Annotated in this window: 18 protein-coding genes; 12 read left to right on the plus strand and 6 right to left on the minus strand. The window is 37.2% G+C overall.

Annotated features, from left to right (window positions below):
* Positions 1-327: 327 nt before the first annotated feature.
* On the minus strand, positions 328-1,041 hold the full coding sequence (locus ACJVDK_RS15850) for a hypothetical protein (RefSeq protein ID WP_443937640.1): 714 nt from the start codon (positions 1,039-1,041) through the stop codon (positions 328-330).
* A gap of 463 nt (positions 1,042-1,504) precedes the next feature.
* Positions 1,505-2,122, minus strand: coding sequence for a hypothetical protein (locus ACJVDK_RS15855; protein WP_443937641.1), 618 nt, complete (start codon positions 2,120-2,122; stop codon positions 1,505-1,507).
* A 195-nt stretch (positions 2,123-2,317) separates the two neighbouring features.
* Between ACJVDK_RS15855 and ACJVDK_RS15860 the strand changes: the two genes are divergently transcribed.
* The 5 genes from ACJVDK_RS15860 (at position 2,318) to nadD (ending at position 5,022) form a co-directional block, all read left to right on the plus strand.
* Positions 2,318-3,181, plus strand: a complete 864-nt coding sequence (locus ACJVDK_RS15860) for a YicC/YloC family endoribonuclease (RefSeq protein ID WP_443937642.1) — start codon at positions 2,318-2,320, stop codon at positions 3,179-3,181.
* Positions 3,182-3,250: 69 nt separating this feature from the next.
* Complete coding sequence (gmk, locus tag ACJVDK_RS15865; RefSeq protein ID WP_443937643.1) at positions 3,251-3,820, plus strand: guanylate kinase; 570 nt, start codon at positions 3,251-3,253, stop codon at positions 3,818-3,820.
* Positions 3,821-3,856: 36 nt separating this feature from the next.
* On the plus strand, positions 3,857-4,060 hold the full coding sequence (gene vapB / locus ACJVDK_RS15870) for a type II toxin-antitoxin system VapB family antitoxin (protein ID WP_443937644.1): 204 nt from the start codon (positions 3,857-3,859) through the stop codon (positions 4,058-4,060).
* Complete coding sequence (locus tag ACJVDK_RS15875; RefSeq protein ID WP_443937645.1) at positions 4,060-4,443, plus strand: type II toxin-antitoxin system VapC family toxin; 384 nt, start codon at positions 4,060-4,062, stop codon at positions 4,441-4,443. Before vapB ends, ACJVDK_RS15875 begins: the two co-directional genes overlap by 1 nt.
* 3 nt (positions 4,444-4,446) lie before the next feature.
* The gene (gene nadD / locus ACJVDK_RS15880) at positions 4,447-5,022 is read left to right on the plus strand and encodes a nicotinate (nicotinamide) nucleotide adenylyltransferase (protein ID WP_443937646.1); all 576 of its coding nucleotides are present in this window, start codon (positions 4,447-4,449) and stop codon (positions 5,020-5,022) included.
* Between the two features lie 54 nt (positions 5,023-5,076).
* Here nadD and ACJVDK_RS15885 read toward each other — a convergent pair whose 3' ends face one another.
* Positions 5,077-5,778: an SAM-dependent methyltransferase gene (locus tag ACJVDK_RS15885; RefSeq protein ID WP_443937647.1), complete on the minus strand. Its 702-nt coding sequence runs from the start codon at positions 5,776-5,778 to the stop codon at positions 5,077-5,079.
* A gap of 279 nt (positions 5,779-6,057) precedes the next feature.
* Between ACJVDK_RS15885 and ACJVDK_RS15890 the strand changes: the two genes are divergently transcribed.
* The 7 genes from ACJVDK_RS15890 (at position 6,058) to ACJVDK_RS15920 (ending at position 12,214) form a co-directional block, all read left to right on the plus strand.
* A complete protein-coding gene (locus ACJVDK_RS15890; RefSeq protein ID WP_443937648.1) occupies positions 6,058-7,533 on the plus strand; it encodes a DUF6600 domain-containing protein in 1,476 nt (491 codons plus the stop codon).
* A 177-nt stretch (positions 7,534-7,710) separates the two neighbouring features.
* Complete coding sequence (locus ACJVDK_RS15895) at positions 7,711-7,953, plus strand: YtxH domain-containing protein (RefSeq protein WP_443937649.1); 243 nt, start codon at positions 7,711-7,713, stop codon at positions 7,951-7,953.
* An 82-nt stretch (positions 7,954-8,035) separates the two neighbouring features.
* The gene (locus ACJVDK_RS15900; RefSeq protein ID WP_443937650.1) at positions 8,036-9,436 is read left to right on the plus strand and encodes an MBL fold metallo-hydrolase RNA specificity domain-containing protein; all 1,401 of its coding nucleotides are present in this window, start codon (positions 8,036-8,038) and stop codon (positions 9,434-9,436) included.
* A gap of 35 nt (positions 9,437-9,471) precedes the next feature.
* Positions 9,472-10,158, plus strand: a complete 687-nt coding sequence (locus tag ACJVDK_RS15905; protein ID WP_443937651.1) for a class I SAM-dependent methyltransferase — start codon at positions 9,472-9,474, stop codon at positions 10,156-10,158.
* A gap of 109 nt (positions 10,159-10,267) precedes the next feature.
* The gene (locus ACJVDK_RS15910; RefSeq protein WP_443937652.1) at positions 10,268-11,272 is read left to right on the plus strand and encodes an LLM class flavin-dependent oxidoreductase; all 1,005 of its coding nucleotides are present in this window, start codon (positions 10,268-10,270) and stop codon (positions 11,270-11,272) included.
* A 43-nt stretch (positions 11,273-11,315) separates the two neighbouring features.
* Positions 11,316-11,744, plus strand: a complete 429-nt coding sequence (locus ACJVDK_RS15915) for a hypothetical protein (RefSeq protein WP_443937653.1) — start codon at positions 11,316-11,318, stop codon at positions 11,742-11,744.
* Positions 11,741-12,214, plus strand: a complete 474-nt coding sequence (locus ACJVDK_RS15920; RefSeq protein ID WP_443937654.1) for an RES family NAD+ phosphorylase — start codon at positions 11,741-11,743, stop codon at positions 12,212-12,214. The genes ACJVDK_RS15915 and ACJVDK_RS15920 overlap by 4 nt, the downstream gene beginning before the upstream one ends.
* Before the next feature lies 1 nt (position 12,215).
* Here the strand turns inward: ACJVDK_RS15920 and ACJVDK_RS15925 are convergent, their stop codons facing one another.
* From ACJVDK_RS15925 to ACJVDK_RS15935, 3 genes are all read right to left on the minus strand, one after another.
* Entirely contained in the window at positions 12,216-13,355 is a 1,140-nt protein-coding gene (locus ACJVDK_RS15925; RefSeq protein WP_443937655.1) for a M28 family metallopeptidase, read from the minus strand.
* Between the two features lie 30 nt (positions 13,356-13,385).
* Positions 13,386-15,095 (minus strand): carboxypeptidase-like regulatory domain-containing protein, encoded by a 1,710-nt coding sequence (locus ACJVDK_RS15930; RefSeq protein ID WP_443937656.1) that lies wholly within the window; start codon positions 15,093-15,095, stop codon positions 13,386-13,388.
* 250 nt (positions 15,096-15,345) lie between these two features.
* Complete coding sequence (locus tag ACJVDK_RS15935) at positions 15,346-16,269, minus strand: DUF6607 family protein (protein ID WP_443937657.1); 924 nt, start codon at positions 16,267-16,269, stop codon at positions 15,346-15,348.
* Positions 16,270-16,285 lie beyond the last annotated feature (16 nt).

Genomic DNA, 16,285 nt, shown 5'->3' on the forward strand with positions numbered 1-16,285 from the left:
AAATATGGATGTAAACCAAATGGAAAATGTTTTGAGGGGCACATATTTTACATGAAAAAGAAAGAATAATGTTTAACCTAAATAGTATTTATCTGCATGTGAAATAAATGCCTACTGCATCAATAATTGTAGGAAAACCGCATATAAAAGCCAGAACTAGGAGTTTGATTTAGTAAAATTATTACGGTTAACTAAAATAAAATTAAGATGAAATTTAAAAATCTGAGTTATAGAAATTTGACATCCCTTACTTATTCTTCTAAATTTCAAAAAAATATCATAGCGGAACATGTAACGACTTTGATCAAAAGTAAATTAACCTCAAGTCTACCTTCCTTTGCCTAAAGTATCTGTAAATTTTTTAGATGATTCTTTAATGTACTTGATGTAATCGTAGCTGTTCCAATATTGGGCTTTATCGTAATCTGGTCTACAATTTAACATGTATTTTTCTAATTTTTCCCCGTCTAAATCAGTATTGTTTTTAATAATAGTTGCGTTGAAATAGACATCTATTTCACTTTGTTTAAGTTCATTGTCGGCGTAACGACTAAAGCGGCGAGCATTTTTAGGGTCTTTACCTATTAAATTGTAAAGTGCATTGAGGGGCATAAAAAACGAAGATAAGAAGGAAGATTTGCCTCCATTGTAAACGCCTTTATTCTTGAACTCGCGTTTTATCTCTTCTAAATCTTGCTTTTTGGTATTCCCATAAATGGTTACGTCATTTAGTTGGGTGCTGCTTTTTATCAGGTAAATAATCAAATCTTGGCCACTTTGCACAACGATTTGTTGGTCGATTAAATTTCGCTTTGTAATTTTAAGGGTGTCGCCATATTGTGCCTTAATTTGGAACATCCCTAAATCGTTACTCCCAACGGCGAGTTTGGTTCGTGTATTACTTACTTCAGCGAGCGCAACGCGTAAATTACTCCCTTTCTCGAAAACAACCCCTTTTATCAAAAAAACTTGTGCATTCGCTATTTCGTATGTGCAAGCTAGGCAGCAGAAAGTGAAAAAAATGAGGAGCTTATTTTTCATGTGGTGTAAAGTAATTTTAAGTAAAATTAGCAATTATTAGCCGTGTAAGCGTTAAAAAACGTTAATCTTTATATACGGAGGACTTTTATGTGTTTTACTTAATCTCCTAGCTATAGTGTAGTACACTTATCTCGAACAGCATTTTTGTTAAGGTTTTTGGTATGGTGCATTTGCATTTTTTGGAGATAATAGAGGCTTAGGGAGTTACAATGGATGATTCGGAGCGCGCACGTACAGTGCGGTTTTAGCCTTACTTATTGATGGGCGTTTGCATGATTTTGCACAGACCACGCTAACTAAACCCGATTGGACGAATGCCCTTTAGGGGCAGAAGGGAAAGCGGGACTAAAGTTTCCGAAGAGCAAATGGCCTTTCATTTTCAAATTTTATGAAGGCGATTTGTCTTTGTAGCTAAAGCCCCTTATTGATGGTTACAATGTTTTTTTATGTCGATATTTTACAATTAGAAATCGGTGTTGATTTTAGAGCTTGCATTAATATCGAATGATTCGGCTAAATCTCTACTCATGTAGTGCGCACAATTTAAGCTGGTCTCATTTGTTCTGATCTTGCTTCGTTTCGCTCGGGTAAATAAATCGTCGGCAGTTGTGGGCTCTCCTGAATCAGGTGCTGTATTTGCGTTTTTAAAAATAATCTCCGAAATGGTTACTCTGTATTTTCCTTCTCTGATTTGAATAATAACATTCGCCTGAATAGGCGTGTTCATGATTTCGGGGGTAAACAGATGCGTTCCTCCATATTTTCTGTAATTTATAAGAAAATCGGTTAGTCTGCCACTTAATTGTTCGTCATTTTGATTGGCGTCCGATGTTAATTGAAAAGCTTTTACCGAAGGCAAAAATAGCTTTAGTTTCTGCTTTAATTCTTTGTTAGATAAAGTGGTAAAATACGTTTTCTCAAACAGTACAGCATTATTCTTCAGGATTAGGCATGAATTGGGTATTGTGTCGGCTACAGATGCGATTACTTTTTCTTCTGTTTGGTTAGGGTTTACTACCGACAGAGCCTTACAATAGGTGGTTACAATTAAAAGGGATAATAGGATTAATTTTGTTTTCATGTGTGTTTTGTGTTAAGGTTTCAAGAGAGGGGTAATCAATTATCATGCTAATCTGCTACAATGGAGAATTTTAGAAGGGTAGAATTACTGTTGCTATTAACTCTCTTGCTTTTTAGAATATGAAATGGTTTATGTGGTTGAATGTTATTTTGTGTTATAGCGTATTTATAGGTAGCTTTGCGCATGATAAAATCCATGACAGGATACGGCTTAGCAACAGCCGATTACGCAAATGCAAAATATAGCGTCGAAATTAAGTCGCTCAACAGTAAGTTTCTAGAGCTTAATTTAAAATTTCCTAAAGCTTTTTCAGAAAAAGAAATTATTCTGCGCAATGTTTGTAGCAAAGATATTGAGCGAGGTAAAGTTAGTTTAACCATCAACGTTGAACGCATGGCTGGCGAGGTAACTGGAGCAACCATTAATACGGCGCTATTAACCCATTATTACAATCAATTAATGGCTGTTAATACCGATTTGAATGCGAATAGTAGTAATTTGTTGCAAGTAGCATTGAATTTCCCGGATGTAATTAGTTATAAAGAAGAGAGTGTTTCGGAAGAAGAGTGGAATCACCTATTTAAGGTTTTTACTGCAGCTGTAAGCAATTTTAATGCTTTTAGAGAAACAGAAGGAGCGGTGTTAAAAGCAGATTTAGAATTGAGAATTACCAATATTTTAACCTACTTTAAATCAATTGAAACGCTTGAACCTAAAAGAATTGTTGCTATCCGTGAAAAATTTGAACAGTTCTTGGACGATGCGGTAGGGAAGGTGAATATTGACCAGAATCGTTTTGAACAGGAATTGGTGTACTATATTGATAAAATTGATATTACAGAAGAGAAAACGCGTTTAAAGAGCCATTGCGATTACTTTTTGCAGACTTTAAAGAGCAAAGAGGCGAATGGAAAGAAAATGGGTTTTATTTCTCAGGAGATTGGCCGCGAGATTAATACCATGGGGGCAAAAGCCAACGATGCACAAATGCAACAATTTGTAGTGGGTATGAAAGAAGAGTTAGAGAAAATAAAAGAACAATTACTGAACGTATTATAAAAGGCATGAAGCTTAAGGACTAAAGATTAATGCTTTGGACTTTCTGCTTTAAGCTTTAAGCTTATAAAAATGAAACAAGGCAAATTAATTATATTCTCGGCGCCATCGGGAGCAGGTAAAACAACTATTGTACACCATTTGTTAAAGAAATTTCCGGAATTAAGTTTTTCTATTTCGGCAACTACTCGCGAATCGCGCGGTGCTGAAACGCACGAAAATGATTATTATTTTATTAGTAAGGAAGAGTTTTTGCATAAGGTTGCTCGTCAGGAATTTGTTGAGTTTGAAGAGGTTTACAACGGAACATTTTACGGAACCTTGCGTTCGGAAATTGAACGTATCTGGAACAACGATAAACATGTGATTTTTGATATTGATGTGGAAGGTGGGATTCGTTTAAAGAGAAAGTACGAAGATGATGCACTAGCTATTTTTGTGCAACCACCTTCGTTAGAGGTGCTAAAAGAGCGTTTAAGCGGCAGAGGTACCGATAGCGAAGAAAAATTACAAGAACGTTTTGCAAAAGCTGAAAAGGAATTGTCTTACGCTGATAAGTTTGACGTGATTTTAAAAAACTACGACTTGGAAACGGCCTGTGCCGAAGCTGAACAACTGGTTAGCAACTTTTTAGAGCGGTAATTTCGTTTAAGTTATTTTTAATATTATCTTTATAGTATGACTGATATTCAATTATATAGCCAAATATCTTCTTTATCTTCAGAGATGAAACAAAAGGTGTCGGACTTTGTTGAATCGTTGGTGGAAAAATCTAAGGAAAGTAAAAAGCTGAAAGAAAGGCAATTTGGTTATGCAAAGGGTTTTTTTAAAATGGCTGATGATTTTGACGAATCTTTAGACGATTTTAAAGAGTATATGTAATGCATTTTCTATTAGATACGCATGCTTTTATTTGGTTTATAAATGGGGATTCTTCTTTACCCAAAAAGGTAATCGCTGAAATTAAAAATTTAGACAATCGTTGTTTTTTAAATATAGCGAGTATTTGGGAGATTGCTATTAAATTAAAACTTAATAAACTTTCTTTCCAAGCTGACTTCGATAAAATTTTAGTATTCTTAGAGGAAAATCAGATTGAAATTTTACCCTTAACATTTCATCACATTCAAATGCTTAATAAATTGGATTTTTTTCATCGTGATCCATTTGATCGGATAATAATTGCACAAGGTATTTCTGAAGAATTAACCGTTTTGACTAAAGATGAGAACTTTCATTTATACGGAGGGAAAGTTTTTTGGTAAATGATGAAAACAGGTCTTTTTTTTGGTTCGTACAACCCCATTCACACTGGCCATTTAATTATTGCTAATTACATGGCCAACTACACCTCTTTGGATGAGGTTTGGTTGGTGGTTTCGCCGCATAACCCTTTGAAAGAGAAAAAGGGCTTGGCCAATATGTACGACCGATTGGAAATGGCCAAATTGGCTACAGATGGTACAGAATACATTCGTGTGAGCGATATTGAATTCTCCTTACCACAACCTTCGTATACGGTAGATACCTTGGCTTATTTGGAGGAAAAATATCCGAATAGGGAGTTTGTGTTGATAATGGGTGCCGATAATTTGGAATCACTAAAGAAATGGAAAAACTATGAGGTGATTTTGAAAAATTACCAAATTTATGTTTATCCGAGACCAGGTGCAATGGTAGATGAATGGCTGAGTCATCCTGCCATCACTTTTACAGAAACACCATTAATGGAAATTTCATCTACTTTTATCCGCAAGGCCATTAAGGAAAAAAAATGTGTACAGTTCTTTTTACCGGATTCGATAATTGAGTTTATTGATGGTAAAGGAATGTACAAATTGTAAATTGTGAGGTTTCGGCTATTTCTTTCGCTTTAGACCTCACAATTTTATCTGGAATTAATACAATAAGAAAATAACGGGTTGTTTATGTAAATCGATTGATTCTTTACGCCAGTTATAAATGCTTTGTGTTTTTATAAATTCATTTTCAGCTGTTAAATTGCTCGCAATGCAAAGTTGTGTATGCGGCTTACAACTTTTTAATACTTCCTCTAACAATTGATTGTTACGAAAAGGGGTTTCGATAAAAATTTGGGTTTGTTTATAGCGGCTGGCTGATAAATCTAAATCTTTGATTCGTTTACTACGTTGCTCTTTGTCGATGGGTAAGTATCCCCAAAAGGCAAAACTTTGACCATTAAACCCTGAAGCCATTAAAGCGAGTAGAATAGAACTTGGCCCCACAAGAGGCACAACTTTAATTCCCAGTTTATGTGCTTCAGCAACAATATCAGCACCCGGATCGGCAATCCCCGGACAACCAGCTTCGCTCATTAACCCCACATCTTTTCCTGCTTTTAGTTCATGAAAAAATTGACTTAAATCTTTGCGATTATGCTTACCGTAATCGTGCACAATTAAATCTTTTTGCGGAGTTTTTAATCCGGCTTCTTTCAAAAATTTACGGGCTGTTTTACTGTTCTCAACAATATAGGTGTCTATTTGGTTAATGGTGTCAACCAAATAGGGGGTAAATGTTTTATGTGCCGCCTCTTCTGCTAGAGGAACTGGAATTAAATATAAAGTGCCGTTTTGCATGAAGCAAAAGTACTCAGAATTAATAGATTTTAAGTTTTAAAAAATACTTCAAATGCAGAACAAACTTTTTAAAAAAATTAATTGTAGCAAATCTTATTCTTTTATGACCGCTTTTCCACACAATAAATACACGAAAAGTATGTTCTAAGAGTGGCTAAAATACATTATACTGCCATTATTGGTTGATAAAAGCATTGCTATGCATGCATATTAAACTTTTTGAAGTTTTGGCGTTCTAATTGATATACACAGGTTAGGTTATTAAAATAAAACACACAAATGAAAACACTGAAATTTTTGGCACATGTGCTGGGGCTTTTCATGCTCTTTGTCGGAACCACAACCTTAGCCAGGGCACAAGGCTATGACGATGTTTACCAACAAGATGGATACGCAACTGATGGGGTTGTTTCATTGCAAACCTTTTATGATGAGCTTTCACCTTATGGTACTTGGATTCAAGATCCTCAATACGGGTATGTATGGCGTCCGAATGTAGATCAAGGCGATTTTCGTCCCTACTACACAAATGGTCGTTGGGTAATGACCGAATATGGAAATACTTGGGTTTCGAATTATGATTGGGGCTGGGCACCCTTTCACTATGGTCGTTGGGTAATTAATCGTTATCGCCAATGGATTTGGCTTCCAGATACAAACTGGGGACCGGCATGGGTTGATTGGAGAAGTGGCGGTGGGTATTATGGTTGGGCACCGATGGCTCCAACGGTTGGTATCAATATTAGTTTTGGTCGTGGGTATGTGGTGCCAGAAATTTACTGGAACTTTATTCCGCAAGCCAGTATTTACATCAATGTTTTTCCACGTTATGATTACGCACGAAATAACTATTGCTATCGAAACACAACTGTAATTAATAACACCTACGTTTATAGAAGCAGAACATATTATGGTGGCCCTCGCATGGAAGATATTCGCCGAGCAACTAACCGTAACGTAACGGTGTATCGCATGAGTCAGAGTAGCCGCCCAGGGGTAGGTAGAGTAAGCGGTAGAGAGGTATCTATTTATCGTCCGCAGCCAAGTCGTCGTGTTGATAACCATACGGCTGCTCCTCAAAAATTTGAGCGAGGAAATGCAGGTTTTGGAAGTAGAGATACGCGTCAGAGACAATATGGCGGTGGAACAACCAATCCTGGAAATAACAATTCGGGAACAATCACCCGTCCTAGTCGTGGTAATGGCGGATATTCACCAACAACTGATCCAGCAAGAACAAAACAGGTTGAGGATAGAGGCCAACAAGAGCGAATGAACCAAAATCAACAACGCGTTCAACGCGATGTTCAGTCGGATCAACAACGTGCACAGCAGGAACAACAACAAAGGGCTCAACGCGATGCTCAGATGCAACAACAACGTTCACAGCAAGAGCAACAACAAAGGGCTCAACGCGATGCTCAGATGCAACAACAACGTTCACAGCAAGAGCAACAACAAAGGGCTCAACGCGATGCTCAGATGCAACAACAACGTTCACAGCAAGAGCAACAACAAAGGGCTCAACGCGATGCTCAGATGCAACAACAACGCTCACAGCAAGAACAACAACAAAGAGCTCAACGCGATGCTCAGATGCAACAACAACGTGCACAACAAGAACAACAACAAAGGGCTCAACGTGATGCTCAGATGCAACAACAACGCTCGCAACAAGAGCAACAAAGAAGATCAGAGCCTTCATCTGGAAATAATTCGAACGGAGGAAGACCTTCAAGAGGTGGAAGAGGATAGTAAAGGAGTGTGGCATTGCATTTTTACGTGCAGTGTCACTTCTTAAAAATGGAACCAGAAAAGTGACCAGTATTCTTTGTCTATAAACGACGATAAATAAGATTTTTCAGAAAAAAAAGTAAAAAAATAAAACATGCTCAATCTTAAAGCGTTATTTATTTATAAATCACTGTAATCATGAAAAAAGAAACAAAAATTATCGTTGGTGTTTTGGCAGGTGCAGCTCTTGGAGCTACTGTCGCATTGGTATTATCTTCGAATGGAAAAAATGAAATAAAAGATAAAGTATCTAATTGGTTAGCGGATTTACTGGACGCATCGAAAGCGAAAATTGCTGATTTGGCAGACAAAGCTTCGGATGTTGCTGGAAAAGTTAAAATCCCAAAAAATAACATTGCGAAAGAATACGTTAATAATTAATTGCAAAGAAATATACGAGGGCTTGTTAAAAAGATTAATTTTAACAAGCTCTTGTGTTTTATATCAAGTTTAAACCATTTAAATGAAAATAGCGTTCCACGGTGCTGCACGAACCGTTACCGGCAGTAAACATCTTATCTCTCTCAAAAATAACAAACAAATTTTATTGGACTGTGGCTTGTTTCAAGGCATGGGAAATCTGACGGAAAAATTGAATAGCTACTTCGGTTTTGAGGTCTCAACCATTACCTATTTTGTTTTATCGCATGCGCACATCGATCATTGTGGCTTATTGCCTCGTTTGGTTGCTGAAGGGTTTAGCGGCACGATTTTTTGTACACCCGCAACCAAAGATTTAGCCGGAATTTTAATGATGGATTCTGCTAAAATACAAATGCAAGATTCGGACTACGTAAATCGTCATCTGAAACCGGGCGAAGAAAGAGATGAACCGCTTTATACCGATGAAGATGTGTTGAAAACGGTTGAAATGATGACGACTGTTAATTATGAAACCGATTTCCAAATAAGTCCAGATATTTTACTCCGATTTACCGATGCTGGCCATATTTTGGGTAGTGCTGCGGTTCATTTAACCATCAGCGAAGAAGGCAAACAAACCCGTATTACCTTTAGTGGGGATGTTGGCCGATATGGCGATTTGCTGCTGAAAAGTCCCCAGCAGTTTTCTCAAGCAGATTATATTGTACTGGAGTCTACCTACGGTGATTCGCTGCATGCCGATTTGGAGCCTATAGAGCATATGCTGTACGAAATTATTTATAAAACGTGCATCGGAAAAAAGGGGAAAGTAATTATTCCGGCATTTAGTGTAGGGCGTACCCAAGAACTTTTATATGCGTTAAATGCGCTGGAATTAAAGAATAAACTTCCACAAGTACAGTATCATGTGGATAGCCCTTTGTCTAAAAAGGCGACCGAAATTTTAAAAAAGCACCCAGATGTATATAATCAGGGAGTGAAAGAAACCTTAAAAATTGATCATGATGTGTTTGATTTTAAAGGCCTACATTTTATTGAAAGTGTGGAAGAATCAAAAGCATTAAATCTTGATCCACGTCCTTGCGTAATTATTTCTTCATCGGGCATGGCCGAAGCAGGTCGTGTGAAACATCACATTCGTAATACTATTGAAAACCCTAAGAATACCATTTTAATGGTTGGGTATTGTGAACCTTCATCACTTGGGGGACGATTAATTGCGGGGCAAAAAGTAGTGGATATTTTTCGAAACGATTATGAAGTGAAAGCAGAAATTGGGGTTATAAAATCGATGAGTGCACATGGCGATTACGAAGATTTATTGCAGTTTTTATCGTGTCAGAATCCCGAGAAGGTTAAGCGTTTATTTTTAGTTCATGGCGAATACGAAGTGCAACAACATTTTGCTACGACATTAAAAGATGCTGGCTATAAACATGTAGCTATCCCAGAATATCATCAGGAATTTGAGCTCGATTAGCGGCTAATTTCAGTCATACTCCCTATCTTTGGGGCATGGATGTTTTTGGTAAAGCCCTTACAGATATTTACAGAACCGGCGAAGCCGATATTCTTTGGTTAAACAATTCTTACGGAGAACCGGAAGAGATGCCCATTGAGTTCTTTTTTCGTGATGATGAAGATATGCCAGTAATCGAGTTGCAAGCACTACATATGTGCAACGGAAAAGTGTTGGATATTGGCGCAGGTGTAGGCAGTCATGCGCTACTCTTGCAGGCTTTTAACATCGATGTTACGGCCATTGATATTTCGGAAGCAGCAGTAAATATCATGAAAGATAGAGGTGTGAAAAAAGCATTCGTTCAAGATATCTTTACCTACACCGAAAAATATGATACGCTATTGCTGTTGATGAATGGCATCGGATTGGCAGGTTCTTTACCAGGATTCAAATCGTTTTTAACCAAGCTTCATGATTTATTGCTCCCTGGTGGACAGGTCATTTTTGATTCATCGGACATTTCCTATTTGTATGAGGATTTGGAGAAACCTCAAAATCAATACTATGGAGAAGTTTCGTATCAATACGAATATAAAGGCGAAAAGGGGAATTGGTTTAATTGGGTCTATGTGGATGAAGTAACTATCAAGCATATAGCGGAAGAAACCGGATGGAATTGTGAGCTCGTTTTTGATGATGGGGAAGATCAATACTTGGTTCGCTTAACACGAAAGGAATAATTTAATAGCATTGTCACATTTAGAATAACGCAATAATTTAAAAGTCATAAAGCTTTTGAAGAGTATTTAAATACAACTGTGCCTAGTATTTTTGTTTAGATATAAATATATGAGCAAGTTGAAAATTAAGCTAAGCGTCTTAGATCAATCGCCAGTACGTAAAGGGGTAAATGCCCGACGTGCAATAGAAGAAACCACCCTTTTGGCTCAAAAGGCTGAACAATTAGGCTACACACGTTTTTGGGTTTCAGAACATCACAACACGACCAGTTTGGCAGGTTCTACGCCAGAAATTTTGATTGCTCATTTAGCCAATCATACCAAAACCATGCGTATCGGTTCGGGAGGCATTATGTTGCCGAACCACAGCGCTTTAAAAGTAGCCGAAAGCTTTCGCTTGCTAGAAGTCATGCATCCTGGCAGGATAGATTTAGGAATGGGGCGAGCGCCGGGAACCGATCGTATTACGGCATCGATGCTCAATCCATCCAATACCTTTAGCGAGCAAGATTTTGTAACCCAGTTGCAAGATTTGTATCATTATTTGCACGATACTTCTGACGGTGGAATTCAATCGAAAATTAAGGCCATACCAATGGCTGAAAGTGTGCCACCACAATGGTTGTTAAGCAGTAGCGGTCAAAGTGCCTCATTCGCTGCTTATTTTGGTATGGGTTTTTCTTTTGCTCATTTTATTAATCCGCATGGGGGACCACAAGCGGTACAATATTATCGTCAACATTTTAAACCTTCGGTAGATTTGCAAGCACCGGTAGAAAATGTGGCATTTTTTGTTTTTTGCTCAGAGGATGAAGAGAAAGCGATGCAGCAAGAAAAATTGATGGGTCATCGTTTTTTACAGTTGGAAAAGGGCGGAGGCTTAACCTCTATCGGCTACGATGATATTAAAGATATTCAGTATACGTATGCAGAGCAAGAGCGTATAAACGCGAATAAACCGCGGATGATTTACGGAACACCGGATGTGATTAAAGAGCGTTTAACACAAATGGCAATTGATTACGATGTAAACGAATTAATGGCGGTAACCATTACCGAGCATTTTGAAGATCGCTTGAAATCGTATGAACACTTGGCTAAAATATTTTTGTAAACAAGAAAAAAGTCGTATCTTAGGTAGATAAAAGTCGATATCTATGAAAACCATAAATTATCAACAGCCAGCAAAGCCAATTCTTATTGCCGCAGAGCCCGAAACACTTTATCAGAAAGCCACAGATTACATGGTTTTCTCTACATATAAATTTGAAGCTTTAACTGAAAAACTACCCTTTAGCCAGCTAGAATGGTCCGCTATATTGCATATTAGTGATCGAACCTTACAACGCTACCTCAAAGAGGGTAAATCTTTCGAAGGCTTGTTTGCCGAGCACCTATTGCAATTGGAAAACATGGCAAATTTGGCACTTCAGGTTTTTGGGAAGCCCGCAGATGTCAAAGAATGGCTTTTATCAACCAAGCATGTTTTAGATAAAGTGCTCGATTTTTCTTCCCTTAAATCTTTTTTTGGTGTTAAATTAATTAGCAACGAACTCGGTCGAATAGCATACGGGGTTTACATATGATCGTGTATCGTTTGGCAGCCATGCAATACATCAACGATAAAGATGGGATTGGTGCTAAGCTATTTGGCGGTAGATGGAATGAGGTGAATACTCCGTGTATTTACACCAGTGAGCATATTTCATTGGCTTTGTTAGAAAAATTCGTGCATGCAAAAGCAACCAATAGTTTGGAAAATATTGGGTTGCTTAAAATAACTGTGCCAGATAATCCAGAAATTGTTTTGAGTGTTGATAAAGATAAGCTGGATGATAATTGGTCTTCTGATATACATTATACACAATGGATTGGCGAACAATTGTTGAATGACAGTACAATTCTTGCTTTCCATGCTCCTTCTGTTATCATCCCCCAGGAACGAAATATTGTTCTAAATCCACGTTCCAAATTTTTCAATCAACTTATTTTTAGCGAAATAATTGATTTTAAAGCAGACTTTCGATTGTTGAATAAATTGCTTTCAGGAAATTGATTTATTGCATCATACAGTCATTAAAGGCAATGATTAATTTAAATAAACTCTTGTATTTAGTGATTGGAAGTGTTTCGGATTGGTCGTATATATCATGATAAGCCGAAGGCCCTCCTTGGGTATAGAAAAAAAATGCTGGCACACCTTTTTCGGTAAAGAAATAATGATCGCTGTTGGCCGCTTTTCCGCGGGTGTTAATTTTACTGATTAATTTTTGCTGCTCGTTGATGCTGTTCAACAGTTTAAATTCGGTTGGATAAACAGTGCTATTTACAACGGTCATGCCCTTTTCTCCCGTGCCAACTAAATCAAGGTTCAATAAAAACTTAATATTTTTTAATGGGAATAAAGGGTTTTCGGTATAGAAACGCGAGCCAATTAAACCGGCCTCTTCGCCTGCAAAGCAGATAAAAGCGATGGAGTAGGGCTGCGGGTGTTGTGCGTAATATTTTGCCAAGCTCAAGAGAGTAGCAACACCCGCGGCGTTGTCGTTTGCACCGGGAAAGTAAGTTTCGTTGCCCATGCCGCCGAGATGATCATAATGAGCAGTAATGAAAAATACGGAATCGGGGTATTTTGTTCCTTTTACCATGCCACAAATGTTAGCGGCCGTAAAGTTTGGAATAAACGCGTTTTCTATGTCGATAGAGATTTCTTTAGGCTCCGTTTCGACGGTGTTTTTGTTGATTTGGATGGTTGTAAAATTGACGGTATCAGTAGCCACACTCCAGGTTAATTTATCTTTCATCAGCAGGAGTAATTTTTTGCCAGATTGATAGGTAATGCTGTCGATTTTCTGAAGCGAAAATTTGCCTTTTAAGCCAATACTTTCGTTGTTGACTAAAAAGTCTTTTCCAGGAACGAGGTTTATCCCGTTTAGTTTTACAAGCATTTTGCCAGGAAAAGTATTTACCGAGTAACTGAAAAACTGTTTGTATTCTGTTGCTAATGGTGTTAATCCAATTTTTTTGTATTCTTCAAACAAAAAATCTCCTGCTTTTTGCATCCCATTTTTGGTGTAACCTCTGCCCCAATAGCTTTTATTGGTTAAGGTGTTGATGGTTTTGCGAACATAGACAGAGTCTTGGGCTGAACAGGTTAGGTATAAGGATAGTGCGAAAAGGCAGAGCAGTTTTTTCATGTTAAGCAGTTAATATCCGCGTCTAATATACTAAAATGTATATGCTAGACTTCCCCCGAAGTCGATAAAGTCAAATATTTTAAAAGGTGTTGTGTTAGAAAGTGTAAGATTGGTAAACTTGGGTCCTATGAAATAGTTAAATGCAAAGTGCTTTCTAAACTGCCTTTGCATTCCAAAAACTGGAGTTAAGCTTATGAAAGGATTGGGTTTATCTTCTTTTGAAGGATTAAAAGAAAATAACCTATTTTTTGTTGAGAGGCTCAATATTAATCCAAAATAATTTGCAGAATTATTAAACGTAGATTTTTCTTGCTTGGCACGTTTTTGTATGTTGTAGTAATTTCGGTAGCCGAGCTCTAAAGAAGGATACACATTTTTCCAATTCGGAGAAATTACTCCTGCATTAATAAAAAGTGTTTCTTTCTCTCCAATGCCTCGCTCATATTGGTATTGAAGGAGGGTGTTGCGGATTATTTTATGTATGTGGGCTCTAACTAAAAGTGCATTCGTATCAACTTTAACGGGGCTAACTAAAGGCTTAACTGCGGTATCGATCAGGATTTGGCTTTGATTGTTTAATGGTTGAATTTTATACGTACGCCAAAAGGCAGAATCAGTTAGGGTTGCTTTGTTTGAGAGTCTTTCCATCCCAATCATTTTATCATTTTTATTAGCGTTGAATGAAGCTCCATTCAGGGTGTCAACGGCGGTGGTAATGTATTCTGTTTTATATCGGTAGTATCCCATGCCGGCTATTTTTATTTCAACAGAATGGTATATGCTGTTTAATATCCATTTGTCTTGTAAGGATGAATAATTAACGTTAAACATTCCATTTTTAAAGGTTGGTGTTACCATTAAATAAAAGTAATAATGCTTAAGTCCTTTAGCGGTTAAAACAACATTAATTTTAATAAAAGCATAGGTTTTCTTTTGGATATACAGTCGGCCTCTAAAGTATGCATCCTTATTTTTGGGTTCAAACTGTATCACGTATGTTGGCTGATTGAATATCAAAGTATCTTTAAGTAGCTTGTATTGGTAATTTTTTTGATGGCCTGGGTTTAAAAACTGAAACCCTTTTTTTACCACATCATTTTTAATGGGAAATAAAATCCCTCCATACCACCTACCTCTACTCCCTGTATCGGGCGTCATGCTTTTTTGTGTCTTTCTCAATTTAACTTCATCGTTAGATTTCGGGTTTGCGTAGCTGCCTTTTTTCATGTCAATTACCGATTCAATGGTGTAATCAAGTGTTTCGCCGTTTGGCGTTAAAAAGATGGACGACTCTCGAAAAAATCCTTCGTAAAAGGAGTCTTTATTTGGGTAATTAAATGGAATTTTTAAATATGCTTTTTTTACAATGGTTGCAGCACTGTTATCAGCAATGACTACCTCATTTAAATCTGTTGAGCTGCTTGTTAAATTAATGTTTAATAGCTCTCCTTGTTTATATTGCTTTAACGGGGATTTAGCTGTTTTATAGCCAATAGTCGAAATGAGTAAGGTTTCATTTGGAGCAGCATAAATAGTAAAAATGCCGTCGCCATTTGTTTTGGTTTTTAAAGTGCTTTTTTCTAAGCGAATAGTAGCACCAGACAAGGGACGCTTGGTAGAAGCATCTTTTACAAGGCCTTTAACGAGGATGTTTTGCGCTTTCGAAGGTTGAATACACAAATAAAAGAAAAGAAAAAAAATAGTAGGGAAGACATTTTCTTTAGTGAATTTAAATGCCATTGTGAGATGGGTAATTGTGTATTCTAGTTATTTTTCGATAGTGGAAATATGAGCAACTTTTAGTTGGTTTGTGTTTTTTTTATGCTCTGAAAGATAGTTGTTTGTATTTGTTCGATAGTTTAAACGTTGTTTATATTTTATAGCATTTACTTATTATTTGAATAACTATTTATAGGTCAGTGATTGTTCTTTCAAAAAAAACGGCCAATCTCTTTTCGAAATTGACCGTTTAGTGTGTGTGTAATAAAGTTTAGCTTTTTATTACATATGGCACTAATGCTGCTTTGATTTTTTCTTTGTTTTGGCTTGATGACCATTTTTCTTTAACGGATTGATTACCTAAAGAGAATAATGCTTCGTAAAGTAATTTACCATTTACGATGGTTTGTACCTTTAGTGCATTTGGAGAGCTTGCAATTACATCTGACCATACGCTACGAACATCTGCCCAGTAGGTTTCTTGGTTCGACCACCATTTTTGTGCATAAGCAAATTGTTTTGCATCAATTTTAGTGAATTCCTCATATCCTTTTTCAATGGCTAATACTTTATCGCCATTGGCAGAACGTACTACTTTTTTGTTGTCTTGTTCAAACATCCAACCTTGAGGAGTTAGCGTGATTCTGGTACCACGATTAAGTACGTTATAGTCTTTGCGGATAGTGTGCTCTCTACGAGGAAGAGGAGAATCGGTTACACTTTGCCACGAATCGTGACCACCTACATGGCTCCAAACGCCGTATCCTTGGTAGCGTGGGCTATCGTCTACTTGATAGACTTTTTGTGTCCATTTCCCTTTTACTTCTGCTGGATTTAATTTTACTTTTTTCCAAGCATTATCTTGTGTGTACATCATGATGTCCGTGTCCTCATAGGTCCAGTCTTGGCGCCAGTGTTTAATGACGGTAGTATCATTAATGGCAAGCATGTGCTGAATAACGATGCGTTTAGGTTCGTCAACAATAATTTCAGCCCATTCGCTTCCGTGTGCTTCATACGGTTTTGAGAATTTATAGGCCGTGTCAGGGGCAGTTACTTCGGCGTAGTTGAAGTTTACTTCATAAAAACCTGCTAAGGCCTTGATGGCTTTTCTATCTTGTTCTAACTTTGTTTGAGCATTTGCAGCTAAAGCAATTAGACTGCTTAAGATAAGGGTATGATTAAATAGTTTCATGGATTTATATTTTTGA

Origin of the sequence: Pedobacter paludisoli, assembly GCF_052344095.1 — a bacterium.
Classification (GTDB): Bacteria; Bacteroidota; Bacteroidia; order Sphingobacteriales; family Sphingobacteriaceae; genus Pedobacter.

What these genes read in the sequence shown, in the direction of transcription:
- ACJVDK_RS15850 (WP_443937640.1), bottom strand. Translation starts at nt 1,041, where the DNA reads ATGAAAAATAAGCTCCTCATTTTTTTCACTTTCTGCTGCCTAGCTTGC.
- ACJVDK_RS15855 (WP_443937641.1), bottom strand. Translation starts at nt 2,122, where the DNA reads ATGAAAACAAAATTAATCCTATTATCCCTTTTAATTGTAACCACCTAT.
- ACJVDK_RS15860 (WP_443937642.1), top strand. Translation starts at nt 2,318, where the DNA reads ATGACAGGATACGGCTTAGCAACAGCCGATTACGCAAATGCAAAATAT.
- gmk (WP_443937643.1), top strand. Translation starts at nt 3,251, where the DNA reads ATGAAACAAGGCAAATTAATTATATTCTCGGCGCCATCGGGAGCAGGT.
- vapB (WP_443937644.1), top strand. Translation starts at nt 3,857, where the DNA reads ATGACTGATATTCAATTATATAGCCAAATATCTTCTTTATCTTCAGAG.
- ACJVDK_RS15875 (WP_443937645.1), top strand. Translation starts at nt 4,060, where the DNA reads ATGCATTTTCTATTAGATACGCATGCTTTTATTTGGTTTATAAATGGG.
- nadD (WP_443937646.1), top strand. Translation starts at nt 4,447, where the DNA reads ATGAAAACAGGTCTTTTTTTTGGTTCGTACAACCCCATTCACACTGGC.
- ACJVDK_RS15885 (WP_443937647.1), bottom strand. Translation starts at nt 5,778, where the DNA reads ATGCAAAACGGCACTTTATATTTAATTCCAGTTCCTCTAGCAGAAGAG.
- ACJVDK_RS15890 (WP_443937648.1), top strand. Translation starts at nt 6,058, where the DNA reads ATGAAAACACTGAAATTTTTGGCACATGTGCTGGGGCTTTTCATGCTC.
- ACJVDK_RS15895 (WP_443937649.1), top strand. Translation starts at nt 7,711, where the DNA reads ATGAAAAAAGAAACAAAAATTATCGTTGGTGTTTTGGCAGGTGCAGCT.
- ACJVDK_RS15900 (WP_443937650.1), top strand. Translation starts at nt 8,036, where the DNA reads ATGAAAATAGCGTTCCACGGTGCTGCACGAACCGTTACCGGCAGTAAA.
- ACJVDK_RS15905 (WP_443937651.1), top strand. Translation starts at nt 9,472, where the DNA reads ATGGATGTTTTTGGTAAAGCCCTTACAGATATTTACAGAACCGGCGAA.
- ACJVDK_RS15910 (WP_443937652.1), top strand. Translation starts at nt 10,268, where the DNA reads ATGAGCAAGTTGAAAATTAAGCTAAGCGTCTTAGATCAATCGCCAGTA.
- ACJVDK_RS15915 (WP_443937653.1), top strand. Translation starts at nt 11,316, where the DNA reads ATGAAAACCATAAATTATCAACAGCCAGCAAAGCCAATTCTTATTGCC.
- ACJVDK_RS15920 (WP_443937654.1), top strand. Translation starts at nt 11,741, where the DNA reads ATGATCGTGTATCGTTTGGCAGCCATGCAATACATCAACGATAAAGAT.
- ACJVDK_RS15925 (WP_443937655.1), bottom strand. Translation starts at nt 13,355, where the DNA reads ATGAAAAAACTGCTCTGCCTTTTCGCACTATCCTTATACCTAACCTGT.
- ACJVDK_RS15930 (WP_443937656.1), bottom strand. Translation starts at nt 15,095, where the DNA reads ATGGCATTTAAATTCACTAAAGAAAATGTCTTCCCTACTATTTTTTTT.
- ACJVDK_RS15935 (WP_443937657.1), bottom strand. Translation starts at nt 16,269, where the DNA reads ATGAAACTATTTAATCATACCCTTATCTTAAGCAGTCTAATTGCTTTA.